The sequence below is a fragment of the Pigmentiphaga sp. NML080357 genome, assembly GCF_002188465.1.
Lineage (GTDB): Bacteria > Pseudomonadota > Gammaproteobacteria > Burkholderiales > Burkholderiaceae_B > Pigmentiphaga.
The window spans coordinates 115,518-135,398 of sequence record NZ_NINW01000058.1; the positions used below are offsets into that span (position 1 = coordinate 115,518).

Genomic DNA, 19,881 nt, shown 5'->3' on the forward strand with positions numbered 1-19,881 from the left:
GCTGCCGCGCGGGCCTCCCCCCGCGAGCCGCGGAAGCCGGTCAGTCATCGGGCGCCTGGTTGCGCAATCCACTAAAATCACAGGTTTACCGCCCGCGGCCGCCATGCCGGGCGGCATATTCGACGTATTTCCGGAATTCCGATGACCCAAGCCTCCTCCCAGACTCAAAACGAGACCGACGAACTGCCCAAGAGCTTCGAGCCGGCCGCCATCGAGGCGCGCTGGTATCCGCTGTGGGAACAGCGGGGGGATTTCAAGGCCGGGGTACACGTGGAAGGCCCCCGCAACGGCGAGACCTTCGTCATCCAGTTGCCGCCGCCCAACGTAACCGGCACGCTGCACATGGGCCATGCCTTCAACCAGACCATCATGGACGGCCTGACGCGCTATCACCGCATGCGCGGATTCGACACGGCCTGGGTACCCGGCACCGATCACGCCGGCATCGCCACGCAGATCGTGGTCGAGCGCCAGCTCGATGCGCAGAAGGTCAGCCGCCACGACCTGGGCCGCGACAAATTCGTCGAGAAAGTCTGGGAATGGAAGCAGCAGTCGGGCGGAACCATCACCGGCCAGATGCGCCGGCTGGGCACCTCGCCCGACTGGACGCGCGAATACTTCACGATGAACGAAGACATGTCGCGCGGCGTGGCGGAAGTCTTCACCCGGCTTTATGAACAAGGCCTGATCTACCGCGGCAAGCGGCTGGTCAACTGGGATCCCAAGCTGCTGACCGCCGTCAGCGACCTGGAAGTGATCAGCGAGGAAGAAGACGGCCACCTGTGGCACATCCGCTATCCGGTGGAAGGCAGCGGCACCGCCATCACCGTGGCCACGACCCGGCCCGAGACCATGCTGGGCGACGTCGCCGTGATGGTGCACCCCGAGGACGAACGCTACCAGGCCCTGATCGGCAAGCAAGTCCGGCTGCCGCTCACCGGCCGCCTCATCCCGGTCATCGCCGACGACTATGTCGACCGCGAATTCGGCACGGGCGCGGTCAAGGTCACGCCGGCGCACGACTTCAACGACTACGCGGTGGGCCAGCGCCACGGCCTGCCCATGATCTCGGTATTGACGCTGGACGGCCGCATCAACGACGAAGCGCCCGAAGCCTACCGCGGCCTGGACCGCTTCGAGGCCCGCGCCCGCATCGTGGCCGACCTCGAGGCCCAGGGCCTGCTGGCCGAGGTCAAGAAGCACAAGCTCATGGTGCCGCGCGGCGACCGCACCAACGCCATCATCGAGCCCATGCTGACCGACCAGTGGTTCGTCGCGATGAGCAAGCCCGCCCCCGAAGGCACGTACCATCCCGGCAAGTCGATCACCGACGTGGCGCTGGAGGTGGTGGCCGACGGCCGGGTGAAGTTCTATCCCGAGAACTGGGCCACGACCTACAACCAGTGGCTCAACAACATCCAGGACTGGTGCATTTCGCGCCAGTTGTGGTGGGGCCACCAGATTCCCGCGTGGTACGCCGACGACGGCCGCATTTTCGTGGCCAGGAACGAGCAGGAAGCGCGCGACAAGGCCTCGGCCGCCGGCTACACCGGCACGCTCACGCGCGACCCGGACGTGCTGGACACCTGGTTCTCGTCGGCACTGGTGCCGTTCACCACGCTGGGCTGGCCCGAGCAGACGCCCGACCTGGCGCGCTACCTGCCCTCGTCGGTGCTGGTCACCGGCTTCGACATCATCTTCTTCTGGGTCGCCAGGATGGTCATGATGACCACCCACTTCACCGGCCAGGTCCCGTTCAGGCACGTCTACATGCACGGCCTGATCCGCGATGCCGAGGGCCAGAAGATGAGCAAATCCAAGGGCAACACCCTGGATCCCGTCGACCTGATCGACGGCATCGGCCTGGACGACCTCCTGGCCAAACGCACCACCGGCCTCATGAATCCCAAGCAGGCCGAAAGCATCGCCAAGAAGACGCGCAAGGAATTCCCCGAGGGCATCCCGGCATTCGGCGCCGACGCGCTGCGCTTCACGATGGCCGCCTATGCCACGCTGGGCCGCAACATCAACTTCGATCTCAAGCGCTGCGAAGGCTACCGCAACTTCTGCAACAAGCTCTGGAACGCCACGCGCTTCGTGCTGATGAACGTGGAAGGCAAGGACTGCGGCGTCGAGCCAGGCGCCAGGGTCGAACTGTCGGTGTTCGACAAGTGGATCGTCAGCCAGCTCCAGCGCACCGAGGCCGAGGTCGCCAAGGGCTTCGAAGACTACCGCTTCGACAACATCTCCACCGCGCTCTACCGCTTCGTCTGGGACGAATACTGCGACTGGTACCTGGAATTGGCGAAGGTCCAGCTGCAGACGGGCGGCGAGGCCCAGCAGCGTGGCACTCGCCAGACGCTGATCCGCGTGCTGGAAACCGTGCTGCGGCTCGCCCACCCGATCATCCCCTTCATCACCGAGGAGCTGTGGCAGAAAGTCTCGGTGGCGGCCGGCAAGCGCCGCGCCGACCAGTCCACCAGCGTGGGCGTGCAACCCTACCCCGCCGCCCAGCCCGAGAAGATCGACGAAGCGGCCGAGGCTGCCATGGCGGAGCTCAAGGCGCAGGTCGATGCCGTCCGCGCCCTGCGCGGCGAAATGAACGTGCCGCCCTCGCAAAAGGCGCCGCTCAACGCCACCGGCAACCGCGCCACGCTGGAGCGCAACGCGCCCTATCTCGCCGCGCTGGCGCGGCTGACCGAGGTCAAGGTGGTCGACACGCTGCCCGACGTCGTCGGCGCGCCGGTGCAGGTCGTCGGCGACGCCCGCCTGATGCTGCATATCGAGGTCGACGTGGCGGCCGAGAAAGTGCGCCTGGACAAGGAAATCGCCCGGCTGGAGGGCGAAATCGCCAAGGCCAACGGCAAGCTCGGCAATGCCAGCTTCGTCGATCGCGCCCCGGCCGCAGTGGTGGAGCAGGAGAAGGCTCGCCTGGCGCAATTCAGCGACACCCTGGGCAAGATCCGCGAGCAGCGGGCCAAGTTGGGCTAACTGCGGGCTCCGCAGGCGAGGAGCGGCCAGTGGGTCGCCCCCAAATCGGCAGCGCTCGACTCCGCGCCCGGAGCCGGCCTACCGCCTCGTCGTCAGGTGCGCGGCATCCTGCGCCGGCCGCAACGCAGTGCCGAAGCGATCATGGATGAATCCCGCCACCTTCTCCCCCCACAGCCGATGTCCGGCCGCCGTCGGGTGCATGGAGTCCGCGAACAGGTAGTGCCGGTCGGCATCGGGCTCCACCAGCGTGTCGCGGGCGCATAGCAGCGCATCGACCTCGCCCTGCGCCGCATCCGGGCTCCGGCAGGCGGGCTTGTCGGTCACGGTCAGGCCCGCGGCGGCCGGATCGTCCACCACATCGTCGATGAAGCCGGCCAAGTCGAACACCTGCACGTTGGTGCCCGCCAGGCCCGAAGCCACGAGTTCGTTGTAGCCCTCCGACACTTCGGTGGCCAGGTCCTCCAGCTCGGTATTGCGGATGAAAGGCAGCATGCCCAGGTCCGGGAGGTTGACGTAGACGATACGTTTTGCTCCCGCAGCGGCCAGGCGCTTGAGCTGCGTCACCATGGCTGCGGCCTTGGCCCTGACCAGCTCTTCCATCAGATCGTCGGCCGCGGAAGCCGATTCGGGGTCGCCGCCGGCCAGGTTCTGGAAAGCGTCCAGGAAATCGTTGCCGCCGCCTTGGACCAGCACCAATTCGGTGCCGTCGAAGCCCTTGTGCGCGGCCAGGTAACGATCGATCTGCGTCTTGATGGAAATCGCGGTCGCCCCTTGCAGGCTTTCGTCCGGAAGCTGCGCGCCTTCCGCTGGAACCGGCTCGCCATCGACGTCGATATGCGCGCCGCCCTGCGCGTAGCCGGTGCCGTCCAGCTCCACGATGCGGCCGCCATGGCCGCGCGGCCCGAAGTCGACCTGCTGGTTGGGCTTGACCGCCAATCCCAGTTCGTCGGCCACGACTTCCACCCATACCTCGCCGGGCTTGGTCGTAAAACGCTGGCCCGTGGCACTGCGCGCAGCGGGATCGGGATGGACGGCCGCCGGATTGTAGGTGCCGACATCGCTGAGGCTGTCGCCGAACGAGACGATGGAGCGTACGGGCCCCGTCACCACCGGGCGCGTGCCGCGCTCGCGCACCGCGATCGCGGCGATGCCGCACACGATGAGCAGCGCCAGGACCGAAAGCCAACGCAATGACGGTAGCCGCATGGGTACACCTTGGGGACGGGAAGAGACGCGCGCCGGCGGCCGGCCGGCCGGCTGCGGTATGACACGACTCGCGGCGACAGGTTCAGCGACTGCCGGCACCGAGCGGTGGCGGCCGCTTCCTCAGCGCCGCTTCATGTAGTGGACGAACACTTCGCCGTCGTCGGTTTGCGCCAGCAATTCGTTGCCGGTCTGCTTGGAGAAGGCCTGGAAGTCGCGCACCGACCCCTTGTCGGTGGACACGACCTTCAGCACCTGGCCGCTCTCGAGCGTAGCCAGCGCCTTTTTCGCGCGCAGGATGGGCAGGGGGCACTTGAGCCCCTTGGCATCCACTTCCAGATCGAACGCTACCGGTTCGGTACTCATCGAGCCTTCTCCCGCCAAACTGTCACAGACGGCCTTCGACCCAGCCCTGCACGCTGGCGAGCGCCTGCGGCAGGCCCGCGGGATCGGTACCGCCGGCCATGGCCATGTCCGGCCGGCCGCCGCCCTTGCCGCCCACCTGCTGGGCCACGAAATTGACCAGTTCGCCCGCCTTGACCTTGCCCGATACGTCGGCGGTGGCACCGGCGACCAGGCTGACCTTCCCGCCTTCGACGGTCGCCAGCACGATGGCGGCGGACTTCAGCTTGTTCTTGAGCTGGTCCACGGTCTCGCGCAGCGACTTGGGGTCGACGCCATCCAGCTTGGCGGCCAGCACCTTCACGCCCTTGACCTCGGTTGCCGAGGCGGCCAGGTCGTTGCCCGCGCTGCTCGCCAGCTTGCTCTTGAGCTGGGCGATTTCCTTCTCCAGGCCTTTCAACTGGTCCTGGACCTGCGCGATGCGCGCCGGCAGATCGCCCGGCTGCACCTTGAGCGCGCCGGCGGCCGAGGCCAGCGTGGCATTCAGGTTCTGCAGATAGGCCAGGGAGTTGTCGCCGGTAATGGCTTCGACCCGGCGCACGCCGGCCGCCACGCCGCCTTCGGCCACGATCTTGAACAGGCCGATGTCGCCGGTACGCGCCACGTGCGTGCCACCGCAAAGTTCGCGCGAGAAACCGATGTCGAGCACCCGGACCTCGTCGCCGTACTTCTCGCCGAACAGCGCCATGGCGCCGCCCTTGACCGCGTCGTCGTAGGCCATCAATTGAGCCTGCACCGGCGTATTGGCCAGCACCTCGCGGTTGACGATGGCCTCTACCTGGGCAACCTGCTCGGCGGTCATCGGCGCGTCATGCGCAAAGTCGAAGCGGGTCTTTTCCGGATCGACCAGCGAGCCCTTCTGCTGCACGTGCTCGCCCAGCACCTGGCGCAGCGCCTTGTGCATCAAGTGCGTGGCCGAGTGATTGCGCATGGTGCGCGCGCGGCGCACCTCGTCGACCTGGGCATCGACCGTGTCGCCCACCGCCAGCGCGCCGGACACCAGCTTGCCGTGATGGCCGAACACATCGGCCTGGATCTTCTGCGTGTCTTCCACGTCGAAACGCGCCTGGCCCTGCACCAGCACGCCGGCATCGCCCACCTGCCCGCCGGACTCGGCATAGAAAGGCGTCCGGTCCAGCACTACCACCGCGGCCTGTCCGGCTTCGATGCGCGGCACCGACACGCCGTCCACGTACAAGGCCGTGACCTTGCCTTGGGCGGCCAGATGCGTGTAGCCCTCGAACACCGTCTTGGCGCCCTCGTACGCCAGCCCGGCGGCCATCTTGAACTTGCCGGCGGCGCGGGCCTGCTCGCGCTGGCGAGTCATGGCGGCCTCGAATCCGTCCATGTCCACGTCCACGTTGCGCTCGCGGCAGATGTCGGCGGTCAGGTCGACCGGAAAGCCGTAGGTGTCGTACAGGTTGAACAGAGTATCGCCGTCCAGCGCGGCGCCCGGCTTGAGCGCGGCCAGCGCGTTGTCCAGGATCTTCATGCCATGCTCCAGCGTCTCGCCGAAGCGCTCTTCCTCCTGGCGCAGGACCTGCTCCACCCGGGACTCGGCCTTGGCCAGCTCCGGATAGGCATCGCCCATCTCCGCGACCAGGTCCTTTACCAGGCGGTAGAAGAAAGGCTTGGTCTGGCCCAGCTTGTAGCCGTGCCGCAGCGCGCGGCGGATGATACGGCGCAGCACGTAGCCACGGCCCTCGTTGCCGGGAATGACGCCGTCCACGATCAGGAACGAGCATGCGCGAATATGGTCCGCGATCACCTTCAGCGAGTTGTTCGCGAGGTCGGCACAGCCAGTCTCGCGCGCGGCCGCCTTGATCAGGTTCTGGAACAGGTCGATCTCATAGTTCGAGTGCACGTGCTGCAGCACCGCGGCGATGCGTTCCAGCCCCATGCCCGTATCCACGCAGGGCTTGGGCAGCGGCGTCATCCTGCCCGAGGCGTCGCGGTCGAACTGCATGAACACCAGGTTCCAGATCTCGATGTAGCGATCGCCGTCTTGCTCGGGCGATCCCGGCGGGCCGCCCCAGACCTCCGGTCCATGGTCGTAGAAGATCTCGGAACACGGGCCGCAGGGCCCGGTGTCCGCCATCTGCCAGAAGTTGTCCGACGCATAGCGTGCGCCCTTGTTGTCGCCGATGCGCACGATGCGTTCGGTGGGCACGCCGATTTCGTTCTGCCAGATGCCGTAGGCTTCGTCGTCCTCGTGGTAGACCGTCACCCACAGCTTTTCCTTGGGCAGCTTGTAGACCGTGGTCAGCAGCTCCCAGGCGTAGTGGATGGCGTCACGCTTGAAGTAGTCGCCAAAGCTGAAATTGCCCAGCATCTCGAAAAACGTGTGGTGCCGGGCCGTGTAGCCGACGTTTTCCAGGTCGTTGTGCTTGCCGCCGGCGCGCACGCTGCGCTGGGAAGACGTGGCGCGCTTGTAAGGACGCACTTCGTTGCCCAGGAATACGTCCTTGAACTGGACCATGCCCGAATTGGTGAAGAGCAGGGTCGGGTCGTTGGCAGGCACCAACGACGAGGACGGCACCACGGTGTGGCCCTTGGACTCGAAGAACTCGAGGAATTTCTGACGGATCTCGGCGGATTTCATCGCTGCACGCAGGTAGGGGGATGAATCGCCAACAGCGCCCGTTTACATCCCCGGATAAATATCGAATCTTCAATTATAGAGGGAGGCAGGCGCAAAGGCCCTCTTCCGGGCTGGGACCGGAAAACGGGGGAACAGCCGACCGGACCTTCCGCCAGCCGGAGCCCGAATAACGCCGGGCGTGCCCAGGCGCCTGGCGCGCGGCCGCTCAGCGGCCGGCCAGCGCCTTCTTGATCTTCTGGTCGGTCTTGTACTGGCTCAGCGCGTACACGGACCAGATCGCGGCGGGAATCCAGCCGATCAGCGTGATCTGGAGGATCAGGCAGAAGATGCCGGCGAAGGGGCGGCCGATGGTGAAGAACTGGAGCCAGGGGAGCAGGAGGGCGAGGAGCAGGCGCATAGGGAACGTGGAACCGGTAACGGCGGCATTTTACCCATGCCTGCCCGGGCGGCGCGAACCAGGCCGGAAAGCGACCGCGGCCACGTACGTGGAGCCCCGTATATCGAGAAGGGCAATGCGCCCGTTAGATCCAGGTAGCTCGACGCCCCTGGCCAGGCCGGCGCGCTTTCGCAGGAGCTCGAGGCGCCCTCCTCTTCCAACACATAAGAACATGCGATGAAAACGACTTCCACTCCCCCTCTTTCCCACTCCCTGCCCCGCCTCCTGCGCGCGCTTCCCTTGTCGGTGCTGCTTGCGGCCTGCGGCGGAGGAGGCGACGACGGCGGGCCGGGCCCGACGGGCCCTCAGGTTCCTCCGCCAGGCCCCGAGACCAGCCAGCCCATCACGGAAATGCCCTCCTCCAGCTACACCGGGGACAAGCTTGCCGCCTTCGTTCGGTTGAACGAAGCGCGCCTGGCGGCCGGAGTCAGCGCGGTGGAACAGAATGCCCAGCTCGACGCGGCGGCGCAGGCGCATGCGACGTATCAGGTCAGGAATTACGAGATCGGGCATGGGGAGGATCCTGGGAAGCCGTGGTTCACGGGTGTCAACCATGCCGCAAGAGCATTGGCCCAAGGGTACGCAGGGAACACTCTCAATGAGGTAATCACCCATGATCAGCCTGGGGTTGAAGCTATCGAGTCTCTTCTACTCTCTGTCTACCATTTGCATGGAATGTTAGATCCGCGAGCAACCCAAATGGGAATAGGTGTGGACAGCACAACCACGCCGGCTTTCCTTTTCAGCACTAGCATTACATTAGGGAACGCTGGCCAAGCACCGCTACCACTAAGAGCTGTGTGGCACTGGCCGACAGATCGCCAAACAAACGCCAATCCCAGTTTTATCCCAGAAAGCGAATTGCCTAATCCAGCCCCCGACCTTCCCGTAACGGGAACACCAATAATGTTTTGCGGAGCGGAGGGTAATTATGCGCCTTTGCACGTTTTCAACGTAACGCTCAAAGAAGCAAACGCAAAAGACGCTACTCCAATCCGGCTTCTGCGAAACACTGCCGTAGCAGTCGAAAGCCCTATCAATGCAGAGGTAGTGACGGACTCAAATTTGGCGCCGATTTCTGTATACCAAGGATGCATCTTCGTTCTTCCGACTGTAGTTTTACAAAACGACAAGACTTACTGGGTGACGATTGAGGCTTCTCAAGCGAACAAGAACGTCAACACTACATGGAGCTTTACAACGCGTAGTTCACACTAACATAGCGACATGCTCCACACTAACCTGGCATTTCGTAATAGCACGATGAATTAAAACTCCCATACTGAAAAAAATAACCCGAATATCCGTTACTAGCCGGTTGCTGATGCCGGTTCTGATTGGAAAAGGCACCACGCCGAGCGCTATAGTCTTCCCAGGAGTAAGAAGCCGTGGCATTCGCGTTGCCGTAGAACCCTGGCTGACAATATGCGTTAGAGACCAAGATATTCGAGCTACTAATACTCATAGATAAAATTGCTCCAACATAGGCACCAGCGTTAACGGAGCACTCTGTCGCCCACGGTGCTAAAGTGCAGAGTGTGTACCAACTGCCCTGCCATTGATTATGAGCTTGGATCTCCGCACCTGAACTTCTTACAACGACGCGAAGGGTTGATGGCAGATCTGCCCAGCCGCTTCTCCCATCCCACAACTCTCGGAAGTACAACTCTGCTCCGTTCATCCGATCAAGCAATTCCTGTATGGTTGACGGTACCGGAGGAGTAATAGGATCGGGAGTCTTGATAGGCGGCGACGTCGGCGCATCCGGCATGACCTTCTGCGCCACTCCCGTTATATGCGTCGAATCCGCCCAAGGCGTCCGCACCTGCGGCGCGGCCAATTGCGCGTTTGCTTGCACCGCCGCCGCCAGGCAGCCACTTATTCCCGCCACGAGCCTTCGCATCATTTCCTCCCTCAGTATTTGCAATAAACCTGGGCAATCGCCTTGGCTTGCCCGCCCAGCACCGCTCCGTCGAAGTCCAGCAGCTGCACTTGCCACGCCGCGCCTGCGTCGAGCGCCTTGCGGGTGAACGACGCCCCCTTCGAGGACTCGATCTGGGGCAGCAGGTAGATGAGCGGCGTGCCCGCGGCGGTGCCCATTTGGCCGCAGGCCGGTTTCTGCACCATGTCGCCCGATGCGACGACCTGGCTGCCGGTCATGACGTAGCTGGACAAGAGATCGTCGGCGCGCATCCAGACCCCCAGGCGGCACACCAGGCCGGTTCCTGTGCCGGTGTCGGTGGCGAAGGCGCCGTTGGGCGCGCAGGCGGCGCCGGCCACCGCCAGGGCTGCCAGTTCTCGCCACGAACCTCCGGCGCAAACGAGCAGGCCGCCCGCCGCGGTGCGGGCGAACTCGGCATTGACGCCCGCCGCGGACGATATCCGCGGGGAGCAGGCCGTGTTCGCAACCGCCACTTCCCTGACGCCCAGCCGGTCGGCCGAGATGCCGGCGTGGCCGATGAGATCGCGGCCGGCGACGGTCAGGGCCAGCCCCTCTCCCGTGGCGACGACCATCTGGCCCGCGGCCACGCGTAGGGTGGGCTGCGCGTCGGCGGCGTCGAAGATCGACCCTCTGTCGGTGGCCAGTCCGAGGGCGCCTTTGACCCGCTGGCTGGCAATGACGCCCGTGGCGGGATCGATGTGCACGACGGTGCCGTTGTCTGCCCGGAACAGGCCGGTCTTGGCCTGCAGCACGCCCGCGCACTGTATGGTGACGATGCCGGCGTTGCCGGCGGAGACGCAGTCTCCCGCCGCCCCGCGCAGCGTGAGCGAGTCGTGCAGCCGGACTGCCCCCTGCACGTCCAGCCCGCCTTGCAGGTCGGGATTGCGGGTGTCGCGCATGCGCACGAATTGCTGGAACATCGTGGTATCCAGGCTCGCCAGCGCCCCGACGATGCCGGCGGTGGCTCCGAGCGGATTGGCCACGGCATAGGTTGCGCCGCGCACTACCGATGGCTGGTTGACGTAGGCGGCGCCCCCGAAGCCTCCGCTCGCCATGACGACCTGGGCCATGAGATCGGCATTCGGCTCGGGCGAGCTCGGCGTCTTCAGCGGGGTGGTGGTATGGACCAGGGCGTCCATTCGGCACCCCGTGCCGGGACAGACGCCGCTGCGCTCGATGCGGACGGCGACGGCCTGGTTGAAAGGCGTCCGGTCGGGGAAAGCCGCCTGCAGGAAGCCGGCGGCGCGCAGCTCGCCCAGGGTGGGCGCGAGCGGTGTCGCCACCCCCGCTATGTCGTGCCCGCGCGCCAGCGCGTCGTAGTGCTGGACGAGATAGCCATCCATGGCGCCCTTGACCGTCAGCAGGTAGGTGCCGGTCGCCTGGGCCGCGGCATCGTCGACCTCCTGCATCAGGCGACCGGCTGCCAGCACGGCCACTACCATGGCGATGCTCGCCGCGATCGCCAGCTCGATCAGCGTCAGTCCCCGCTGCCCGGCATGGGCGCGGAAGCGGGCGCGAACGTTGGCCGAGGTGATCATGTCCGGCCTAGCGTGCGGTGAAGGAGAACGTATTCGTATCGCCGCTCGTGCAGGCGCCGTCCGCCCCTGCCGCGTTGTAGACTCCCGCGGCGCCCCCGGTTCCCGGCTGCTTGACCACCGTGCCGTTGATGACGATGCGCTCGGACACGCGCTGCATGACGGCGGCCAGGGCGGGACATGCCGCTTCGTTGACTTTGTCGAGCGTCAGCCCGAAGGCGTCTCCTGCCGTCGTGATGGTGTCGGCGGCCAGCGCGATGCGGCCATCGGTTGCGCCCAGTCCGTGGCGAACGGTGGCCGTCGCGCCCGTGCCGTTGACGGTGATGACGCTGCTGCTGCGCAGCGCGTTGGCCAGCTGGACGATGCCTATGCCGACATACGGCGTGGTGCCCAGCCCCTGGTTCGATACTTTGGTCCGGGCGATGAACCGCTGCAGTTCCTGGCCGACCGAGGGGACCTTGTTCTCGATGATGTAGCCGTTGATGGCCGGAATGCCGATGATGGCGGCGATCAGCACAATGGCGGCAACAATGGCGACCTCGACCAAGGTAAAGCCCTTCTGGCGGTCCGGCAAGGCGGGGGGATGACGGGACATGCGAAATACCTCATCGGCTGGAGTAATAATTGGTCAGGGCGGAGCGCATTTCGTTGACGACGCCCACATGCCAGAAAACGATGGCGAGCGCCACGCCCACGGATCCCAGGAGCAGGATCCAGCGCGCGGCCGTGGCCTTTCGCGCGACCTGCCGCAGGGAACGGCCCTCGAGGCGCAATCGCGTCTGCTGCAACGCGGCGTCCATGCCGCGCGCGGCGATCAGGTCGGCCAGGAACCACAGGGTTTCGGTCTCGATGATGCCGGTGTCGAAGGTCGAACTGCCGACACGGCCATCGTCGATGTTGGCGATCATCTGTTCCAGGTGCCAGCGGCGCCATGGCGTCGCGCCATCCACTTGCAGGTCGAGCGCCTCGCGCAATGCGGTGCTGACATTGCCGCGCCGCTTGACCATGGTCGCCAGCGCGGCCAGGAATCCTATGCCTTGCAAGTCCCGGTACAGGCGCCAGACGAAACAGCGATCCAGCAGGCGGCGGAACCGGCCTGTCAGATTCGGCATGGACCACGCCACGAAATAAATCGCCACGCCGAGCAGCAATACCGAGAGGAAGAGGTTCGCCTGGATGAACTCGGCAAACGCATAGAGCTTGCGCGTCAGGCCGCCTGTGAATTCATCCGGGACCATGCCGAACGCGCGCTTCAGGCGGGGAACGGTAAACAGCGGCACCGCCACGATCATCGCGAACGTGACCAGGACTGCCGCCAGAGCGACGGCGAGCGTGCCCGCCAGCGTCCGCCGGGTTTCCTCCACCAGGCGCGTCACCGCCGCGACGTCGCGCAGGGTCTGCTCGAGCGCGCCCGCCCCGCCGCGTTGCGCCATCCGGATCAGGACGAGATCGTCGTCGGGCAAGGTGGAGCGAAAGGTTTCGTACAGATCGCCGCCTCCTTCCTGGTAGCGCCTGGCCCAGTGCCCGGACAGCACGCCGCGCGGGTGTCGTCCATAGCGCCGCGCGTCGTCGAGGAAAATGTCGCGCAGCGTCTTGCGTCCGCTGCTGGCCTCCATGACGTCGGCAAGATAGTCGTAGTAATCCGCCCGCATCGGCCTGAACCGCCATGCGGCTCCCGCCACGCGCAGGCTCCCTGCGGAAAGGCTCATGAGCCGTCTCCGTTCAAGGCTTCGCGCCGGCGCGCGAGCAGCGCGGGTACCCGGCCAGAAGCCAGCCTGCGCCTTTGCGCGGGGCGCCGCCCTGCCGGAGCAAGGCGCTTGCCCCGCATCTGCAGGGTCTCGAAACTGACGAATCTGGGCTCGATGTCCCGAGGGTCGATCAAGCCCTGGGACGCCTTGTAGACAGCGCATTCCATGGCGGTCTTGCCCGTCATGTCCGGATGGTCGAACGCGGTGCGGCGCTGGAACCGGAAGTAGTCGCGCAAGGCCAGCGTATCGGCGTCGCGCACCAGGCGCAGGAATTCGTCGTCGACCGCCGGATCGATCATTTCGGCGGCCACGGTGCGGCCGGCATATCCTTGCAGCTCGACCAGGCCTCCCTGGCGGCACGCCGGGCAGCCTGCGGCGTTGCGCACCTTCAGGCGTCCGGCATCGAGGCCGTACAGCTCGTGCAAGCGGTCGGCGTAGGTCCGCCAATGGTCCCGGCTGGAGCCCCGTTCGGCGGTTCCGCCCCGATCGAACAGGGAGGAAAACGGCAGCGCGCAACGAGGGCACAGGGTGGGCAGCAAGGTCTGGTAGATCAGCAGCTTGAGGATGCCGGGCGTCGCCAGGAGGCGACGCGATACCCCGATGAAGTCGGAGGCCAGCCGGTCGGGAATCAGCGCCGCGCTCCCCGCGTGCGTCGTCGTATACAGATTGCTGCCCGAGCTCGCGAGATCCATGAAGGCCCGGCCCGTGGACCGGTCCCGTATTTCGCCTATCAACAGGTCATTCATGGCCGATCGCTTGATGGTCTTGAGCTTGGCATCGAACTCGTTCGACACGGCCCCGTCGAGCGACCGGCTCACGCTGTTCTGCAGCGCATTGGGAATCAGGTACTCGACCGGATCCTCCAGGGTGATGACCTTGCGCGTGGGCGGGATGGCGGACATCATCGAGGCGATGGTGGTCGATTTGCCGGATCCGACCACGCCGGCCAGCACGATCGCCCCGCCTTCCGCGGTCAATGCCCGTTCGATGGTGCGGATCTGCGACGGCAGGTAGCCCAGCCGGTCGAAGTCAAGCGGCCGTTCGCGCATGTCCATGCGCAAGAGACGCATGGTGACCGAGGCGCCGGCGTCCGTGGCCAACGACGCCCATCGGAGCATGAACGGTGCGCCGTCGACCTCATGCAGGATGCTGCCCTGCTGCTCGATCACCGGGTCGAACACCGCGCCGTTGCCACCCTGTATGTCCATGTAGGCCACGGCCAGGACCTCCATCAGCGTGGATGTCTGCATGCCCCGGAATCGCTCGGGCATGACGTAGCGGCCGCCGACCGTGTACCGGATCTCGGACTCGGGATGGGCCATGCGGACATTGATGTGGATATCGCTGGCGCCATGCCTGACGCCCCAGGCCACGATGTCGTGGAACGCCGCGGCCATCGAGCTCTTTACCGGGTCCAGCAGCACCCTGCGGCGCGAACGCAGGGTCTCGCCGGTGATCTGGCCCCGCACGATGGAAAGCAAGAGAGTCGCCGGCACCACCACCCGGGCGGGCCGCGCCAATACCCGTCCGCGCTCTCGCACCATGCGTTCGAATTCCTCGATCTGCTCGCTGCGGGCGTAATCCTCGACGGTGAACAGGGCCACCTCGCCATTGTCCAGCTCGACCGGGCAGAGCTTGTTGAGCAAATTGCCGAGGTCGAATTCCGTGCGCAAGGCCCGCTTGAACGCGGGAGTCATGCGGGCGAGCTGGTCCCGGCTGTCCATGCGGGCGATGGAAGCCGGCGCGTGGCCGTCTGCTTCGCAGGCGGGCTCGCTGGGCATCGGCGCGGACCAGGGCCTGGCGGTACGCGGCCGGCGCAGGCGACTACCGGGAATGAGCATGGGGGACTCCTGTCGAAAATGGCGGGCGGCTCATGGGCGCATCACAGGCGGCGGCGCCAGCACCGGGAAGGCGGGCGGGGGCGAGATCGGGGCCGCCACGGGCGAACCGGCAACGGGCGGCCGTGGAAGCGACGCCGATGGATCGAAACACGCGGAACGCTCTCCGGCAGAGCCCTTGCGCAGATAGACGCAGCCGTCTTCGATGCGCTGCAGCCGGTACTCGGCATTGGAAGAAGTGGCGCCGCGGGGCAAATCGCGCCCTTGGCGGTAGACCCTGGGTTCGCCGTTGACCAGCACGACCGCGGTCAGGGCTCCGCGCAACCCGTAGACGGATGCAAGCACGAGCTTGTCGCCTCGCCGTGCCGGCGCGGCCGGTGCTCCCCGCCCCGCAGCCCCCTGACGGGAACGTTCGGCAGCCAATGCACGCTCGGTGTCGAGCCTGAGCATCTCACGCACCTTCTCGAGCTCCGCCTCCTTCGCCAGCGCGGGCGGGAAAAGCAGCGACAGCGCCGCCACACCGGCGGCCAGCGCCCATGCGGTCCGCTTATTCATGCGCATAAAGCACTCCAGAGATGCCGGCCATGAGCCGGCTTCGGTTCAACGATGGCTCGGCGGCGGGGTCGACGGTGAGGAATACGGAACGCCACTCGACCTGGCTCGCGAGCGTGCCGGGCAAGAGGAACATCGAACGCAATGGCCCTTCTAGCGTCAGAGGCCGTTCGAGGATGACCGGCATGGACGCCGGTGGAGGAATGGCAAGCCCGTGTTCGTCACGCGGCGCCTCCAGCCTTACGGGAGAAGGCTCTCCCAGCGTGGCGGCGGACAGCAGCGGAAGAATGCGCTGCAGCGAGGTGATGGTCTCGTTCTCGTGCTCGACACTGGTCTTGAGCCGCGACATGTCCAGGGGGTGGCCGTCCCTCGCGACCGCGAACCGCGCGACCACCGCGTCCATGGGCTGCCATGTCTCGCTCCATCCGCGGGGGCGAGCCGCCAGGAAGCTGGCATTGGTGGCAAGGCGGTGCACGCGGTCGTACTTTGCCAGGCACGACCATCCCGCTTGGGAAACACGCTTGCATTGCGCCGATGCGAGGCGCCAGCCGCCCACCTCGGCCGGCAAATCGGCGAGCTGGCTCAACAGCGCGTTCCAGTCTTCCTCGGCATCGACCCGGACCCGGTTGCGGAATTCGCCCAGCACATGCGACCAAGCCGCGTCCGTATCGACCGGCGGCGCCGGGAGCGCCTGGTTGCCGCCGCTGCGGTACCAGTCCCAGGCGGCCCGCAGGAAGAAAGCCGCGGCGCATCCCAGCACCGCCACCGCAAGCGGCCGCGGCACGGAGGGCAAGGACCAGCCGCAAGGCTTGAGCAGGCACTGTGCCGAGGATTCGCCCATCATCGCGGCAAACGGCATGGCGTCGCCGTCGATGTCGGCGGCCGCCAGGACGGTCAGGTCGTCGCCATGGCGTTCGGCGAGCTCGTCCAGCGCCGCCTGCGCATCGGCCGCTGTATCGTAGACGCGATCGGATTGGGTGAGGACCTTGCCCGCCTGCGCCGCCACCACCCATGCCCTGCCATCGGGCAGCGCGGCCCGCAATGCGACGACTCCTTGCCGGTGCTCGGCGGCAAATGCCAGTGCACCGCTATAGAACCGCCCGGCTTGGCCACGGTCGGCGCGGTTCAGCCTCACCACGCCGACCGCCTCGGAGTTCTCGGCATGGGCGTAATGAGAGGCCCTGGCCTGCCGCGCCTTCTGCCTGGCGCGCTGATCGAGCCGGCTGCCCAGGATGGTATGCCAGCGCATGCCGAGGACCAGCACGCGCTCATCGTCGTCGAACCGGAGCAGGACGTAGTCGTTCATACCCTGCCCTCAGAACCCCTCTTCCACCTGGGCCGTGATCAGTACCACGGTATTGCGCCGCTCGCGCGCGGTCTTGCCCGACCCTCCGAGGATGAGCGGCGCGCCTTCGTCGAGCCGGCGCTTGTCGTACTGGTCTTGCGAACGCTCGAAACCGGAAATGAGAACGGGTTGGCCCGGGCGCAGCTCCACCTGCTGTACCGTGCCCATGCCGTCTATGGTCTTCTGCTGCAACTGCACCTGGTTGCCATTGGCGCCGAAGGTCAGCGTCTTGAGCGGTTGCGCAACGGTATTGTCGTAGGCGATGGTAAGCAGGATCTGGCCGTCGTCCTGCGCGTCCGGGATGACGGTCAGGAACGAGCCGACGGTTTCCTCTTTCTGCGTGACCGAAGGGGCGGTCGAGGTTCCCGCCGAGGATGCGACAGTCGTGACCTGCACCTGGTCTATGTAGGTGAAAGTGGTGCGGACGGCATGCGTGACCGGACGCCGATTCAAGGTCTGCAGCGGCACCGTGGTGCGCCGGGTGATGGTGCCGACCTCGCTCAGCGCTTTCAATACGAGGGCGGTGCCGTCCCAACGGCCTCCGGTGATGGACACGCCCACGCCGGTACCCGCGACGTCGGATACCAGCGACTCGGGCGCGCCGCCCTGCAAGGCCTCGCGGGTACGGCGGTAGACCAGGTTCCAGTCTATGCCCTGCTCGCTCTGGTTCCTGGCGACCAGTTCGATTTCCTCGAACATCAGGCGCACGCGCCGGGTCAGCGCCTTGTTCTCGCGCTCCAGGAAGGCGGCAACGCGATCGAGCGCTTCCGGGGTATCCGTCACGACAATGAGCCCGGACGCATCGCCGTTGGCGGCAATGATGCCGGCCCGCGTCAGGAAAGGCTCGACCTTGCTCTTGACGGCCGCCAGCGCATCGCTGCCGCCGGACTCGATGCGAGTGGACGACGCGCTTTCGAAGGCGCCCGCGCCGCCGCCTCCGGAGCGTCCGAGGCTGGCCGCCGCCGATGCCTTGAGAGTGAGTGCGCGAACGTTGAAAACCCGAGTCTCGGTGCGGTAGAAAACGATGGCGCCGGCCGTGTATTTCCAATAGACGCCCAGGCGGTTGGCGGCCAGGTCGAGCAGACGGGGCAAGGGATGCAAGCCGGTGGGCAGCGCCACCTGGCCGGCCGGGGGCGCCGCCGCGCCGGCCGCGGCAGGCGTGGCCAGGCGGGGCAGGAAAGCCTCGTGCGGCAAGAGGGCTTCGGGCCGGACACGAACCTGTATGCCGGTGGCGAGCGCCACCTGCTCGCCCAGCGTCTGCAAGTCCACCTTGCCGCCGGGAAACATCAGCGCCGTCTCGACCGAGGCGCGCAACGGCTCCGGCAGCGTGACTTCCCGGGCCAGCGGCTGCGGCCGCCCGGCCAGCCATGGCCGATCGACGTCCTGCGCCTGCAGGCGCTGGCGCGCGTTCACGACGGCCTGCTGGAATCCGATCTGCGCGCTGGCGATGCTCTGGGATGCCCGGGCCGCGCCATCGTCGATCTTGCGCATGGCCTCGATCTGTGCGCAGCCGCACGCCAGCGCGGCCGTCATCATGCCCCCGTACTTGAGGAGCCGCCGGGGAAGGATAGTCGGCATCGCCTACCCCTGTTGGCCCGAGACCTGTGCGGTACGGTCGCAGGACTCGGCAAAGGGAATGATGCGCAGCACGCGATTGGAATAGAAGCACGGCTGCAATGGACGCGACGACAGCTCGGTGGACGCCAGCAACGCGCGCACCGCCGTCTTGAAATCGCTGCCGAGACTGGCGGCCCCGGCCAGCGGGATATCCACGTCCACGGTCCAGTGCTCGGACTCGAACGTCCAGCCCGAGGCCTTGGCCCAGCGCGCCAAGGCCTGGCGCATCGTCCGGTCGGCCGGCGTGGCCTCGTAGGCCTGTGCCGGCCCGGCGGGCATGTGGCCGGAAAACATATCGCCGCGCGGCAGGCCGGCAGACGCGGCGTACGCGCGAGCGCCATGCGAGGGCGCCGCCCGCGTGTCGCCATACGCCGGCTGCGCGGCGGCCGCGCCCATGTCGGAACCGCCGTCCATACCGGCCTGGGACGCGCGCCCCTCGTAGCGGGCGCGGGCAACGACGTCGCCGATGCGCAGCGTGAATTCGCGCGCCGTACCGGCGACTACCGCATACCCCCCCTGCCAGGCCACCGCAGCCAGCCGTTCTTCCTGCGGACCGGCGGTGAAAATCGCGGGCAGGATCTGGCCCACCCGGAACTGCATGTAGGTCTGCCGCCCGTCGTCGAAAACCTGCACGGGGGCAACCCGCTTGTCGCCTTCGATGCGATAGGCGAAATCGTAGACGCCGCGGTTGGCAGCTCCGGGGGCCGGCGCGGCGGGTTGCGCCTGGGCGACGCCCCACGCCCACATGGCAAGAACGGACACGGCTGTTCGGCACGGATGCATAATGAACCCTTGGCAAAGCGACGCGGCCCCCGGCCGCGACCAGGGCTGCATCGTGCCGCAGGCGGCAAGGCGCGAGTAGCGTGTGAACTACGTACGTAAGGCCGCATTTGTCCTGCTTGCCCGACCTACAGGATCCGCATGCGCATCAGAATCCTCTCCGACCTCCACCATGAGCACTTCGGCGGCAACCGCCCGCTTCCCGCCATCGACGCCGATCTCGTCGTCCTGGCCGGCGACATCCATACGCACGATCTCGGCATCGAATGGGCCGGCCGCGCCTTCGGCAATACGCCGGTGGTCTACGTGCCCGGCAACCATGAGTTCTATTCGGCCCACATGGGCAGGCTGGACCGCAAGATGCGCGAGACGGCCCGCCGCCACGGCGTGCACCTGCTGCAGAACGAGGCGCTTGAATTGGACGGCGTGCGCTTCCTGGGCGCCACGTTGTGGGCGGATTTTGCGCTGTACGGATCGCCGGGCGACGAACTGGCGCAGGCCATGGCCCTGCGCGTCATGCCCGATTTCAGCTGCATCGATACCGACGAGGGGCGATTCACGCCTACGGCCTGCATCGCGTTGCACCAGGCGGCGCGCGACTGGCTGGCCCGGCAGCTCGATACGCCTTATGCGGGCCGCACGGTGGTCGTCACCCACCACGCGCCGAGCGAGCGCTCCGTGCCGCAACAGTACAAGGGCAACCAGCTTTCACCGGCGTTCTCGTCCAACCTCGACGAGCTCGTGGCCAAGGCCGATCTCTGGATACATGGCCATACGCATACCTGTTTCGACTATCGCATCGGCAAGGCGCGCGTCGTGGCCAACCCGGGCGGTTATCCGGGTGAGAACGAGGAGTTCGACCCGGAGCTTGTGGTGACGATCTGAAGTCG

At 66.4% G+C, this 19,881-nt stretch carries 15 protein-coding genes; 3 read left to right on the top strand and 12 right to left on the bottom strand.

Annotation, left to right across the window (positions count from 1 at the left end):
- Positions 1 to 141 precede the first annotated feature (141 nt).
- Positions 142 to 2,991: a valine--tRNA ligase gene (locus tag CDO44_RS26750; RefSeq protein WP_087783315.1), complete on the top strand. Its 2,850-nt coding sequence runs from the start codon at positions 142 to 144 to the stop codon at positions 2,989 to 2,991.
- A gap of 78 nt (positions 2,992 to 3,069) precedes the next feature.
- Here CDO44_RS26750 and CDO44_RS26755 read toward each other — a convergent pair whose 3' ends face one another.
- From CDO44_RS26755 to CDO44_RS26770, 4 genes are all read right to left on the bottom strand, one after another.
- Positions 3,070 to 4,182 (bottom strand): SGNH/GDSL hydrolase family protein, encoded by a 1,113-nt coding sequence (locus CDO44_RS26755; RefSeq protein ID WP_158213455.1) that lies wholly within the window; start codon positions 4,180 to 4,182, stop codon positions 3,070 to 3,072.
- Between the two features lie 135 nt (positions 4,183 to 4,317).
- Positions 4,318 to 4,560, bottom strand: coding sequence for a sulfurtransferase TusA family protein (locus CDO44_RS26760; protein ID WP_087783317.1), 243 nt, complete (start codon positions 4,558 to 4,560; stop codon positions 4,318 to 4,320).
- 22 nt (positions 4,561 to 4,582) lie between these two features.
- Positions 4,583 to 7,198, bottom strand: coding sequence for an alanine--tRNA ligase (gene alaS, locus CDO44_RS26765; RefSeq protein WP_087783318.1), 2,616 nt, complete (start codon positions 7,196 to 7,198; stop codon positions 4,583 to 4,585).
- 205 nt (positions 7,199 to 7,403) lie between these two features.
- Positions 7,404 to 7,595: a YqaE/Pmp3 family membrane protein gene (locus CDO44_RS26770; RefSeq protein ID WP_087783319.1), complete on the bottom strand. Its 192-nt coding sequence runs from the start codon at positions 7,593 to 7,595 to the stop codon at positions 7,404 to 7,406.
- 216 nt (positions 7,596 to 7,811) lie between these two features.
- Here CDO44_RS26770 and CDO44_RS26775 point away from each other — a divergent pair, with 216 nt between their 5' ends.
- A complete protein-coding gene (locus tag CDO44_RS26775) occupies positions 7,812 to 8,852 on the top strand; it encodes a CAP domain-containing protein (RefSeq protein WP_087783320.1) in 1,041 nt (346 codons plus the stop codon).
- Between the two features lie 696 nt (positions 8,853 to 9,548).
- Here the strand turns inward: CDO44_RS26775 and CDO44_RS26780 are convergent.
- Genes CDO44_RS26780 through CDO44_RS26815 form a run of 8 tightly spaced genes read right to left on the bottom strand, consistent with a single transcriptional unit; the run spans position 9,549 to position 18,973 of the window.
- Positions 9,549 to 11,114 carry a type II secretion system protein gene (locus CDO44_RS26780; RefSeq protein WP_087783321.1) on the bottom strand — a complete coding sequence of 522 codons (1,566 nt, stop codon included), beginning with the start codon at positions 11,112 to 11,114 and terminating at the stop codon, positions 9,549 to 9,551.
- Between the two features lie 7 nt (positions 11,115 to 11,121).
- Positions 11,122 to 11,706: a type 4 pilus major pilin gene (locus CDO44_RS26785; protein ID WP_087783322.1), complete on the bottom strand. Its 585-nt coding sequence runs from the start codon at positions 11,704 to 11,706 to the stop codon at positions 11,122 to 11,124.
- A 10-nt stretch (positions 11,707 to 11,716) separates the two neighbouring features.
- Positions 11,717 to 12,820: a general secretion pathway protein gene (locus tag CDO44_RS26790; RefSeq protein WP_087783323.1), complete on the bottom strand. Its 1,104-nt coding sequence runs from the start codon at positions 12,818 to 12,820 to the stop codon at positions 11,717 to 11,719.
- A complete protein-coding gene (locus CDO44_RS26795) occupies positions 12,817 to 14,700 on the bottom strand; it encodes a GspE/PulE family protein (protein ID WP_233146383.1) in 1,884 nt (627 codons plus the stop codon). The genes CDO44_RS26790 and CDO44_RS26795 overlap by 4 nt, the downstream gene beginning before the upstream one ends.
- A 30-nt stretch (positions 14,701 to 14,730) precedes the next feature.
- Positions 14,731 to 15,252 carry a hypothetical protein gene (locus CDO44_RS26800; RefSeq protein WP_144389602.1) on the bottom strand — a complete coding sequence of 174 codons (522 nt, stop codon included), beginning with the start codon at positions 15,250 to 15,252 and terminating at the stop codon, positions 14,731 to 14,733.
- Positions 15,245 to 16,555, bottom strand: coding sequence for a type 4b pilus protein PilO2 (locus tag CDO44_RS26805; RefSeq protein WP_087783325.1), 1,311 nt, complete (start codon positions 16,553 to 16,555; stop codon positions 15,245 to 15,247). The genes CDO44_RS26800 and CDO44_RS26805 overlap by 8 nt, the downstream gene beginning before the upstream one ends.
- Positions 16,556 to 16,564: 9 nt before the next feature.
- A complete protein-coding gene (locus CDO44_RS26810; RefSeq protein ID WP_233146384.1) occupies positions 16,565 to 18,172 on the bottom strand; it encodes a hypothetical protein in 1,608 nt (535 codons plus the stop codon).
- 3 nt (positions 18,173 to 18,175) lie between these two features.
- Positions 18,176 to 18,973, bottom strand: coding sequence for a TcpQ domain-containing protein (locus CDO44_RS26815; protein WP_158213456.1), 798 nt, complete (start codon positions 18,971 to 18,973; stop codon positions 18,176 to 18,178).
- 159 nt (positions 18,974 to 19,132) lie between these two features.
- Between CDO44_RS26815 and CDO44_RS26820 the strand changes: the two genes are divergently transcribed.
- On the top strand, positions 19,133 to 19,876 hold the full coding sequence (locus CDO44_RS26820; RefSeq protein WP_087783328.1) for a metallophosphoesterase: 744 nt from the start codon (positions 19,133 to 19,135) through the stop codon (positions 19,874 to 19,876).
- Positions 19,877 to 19,881 lie beyond the last annotated feature (5 nt).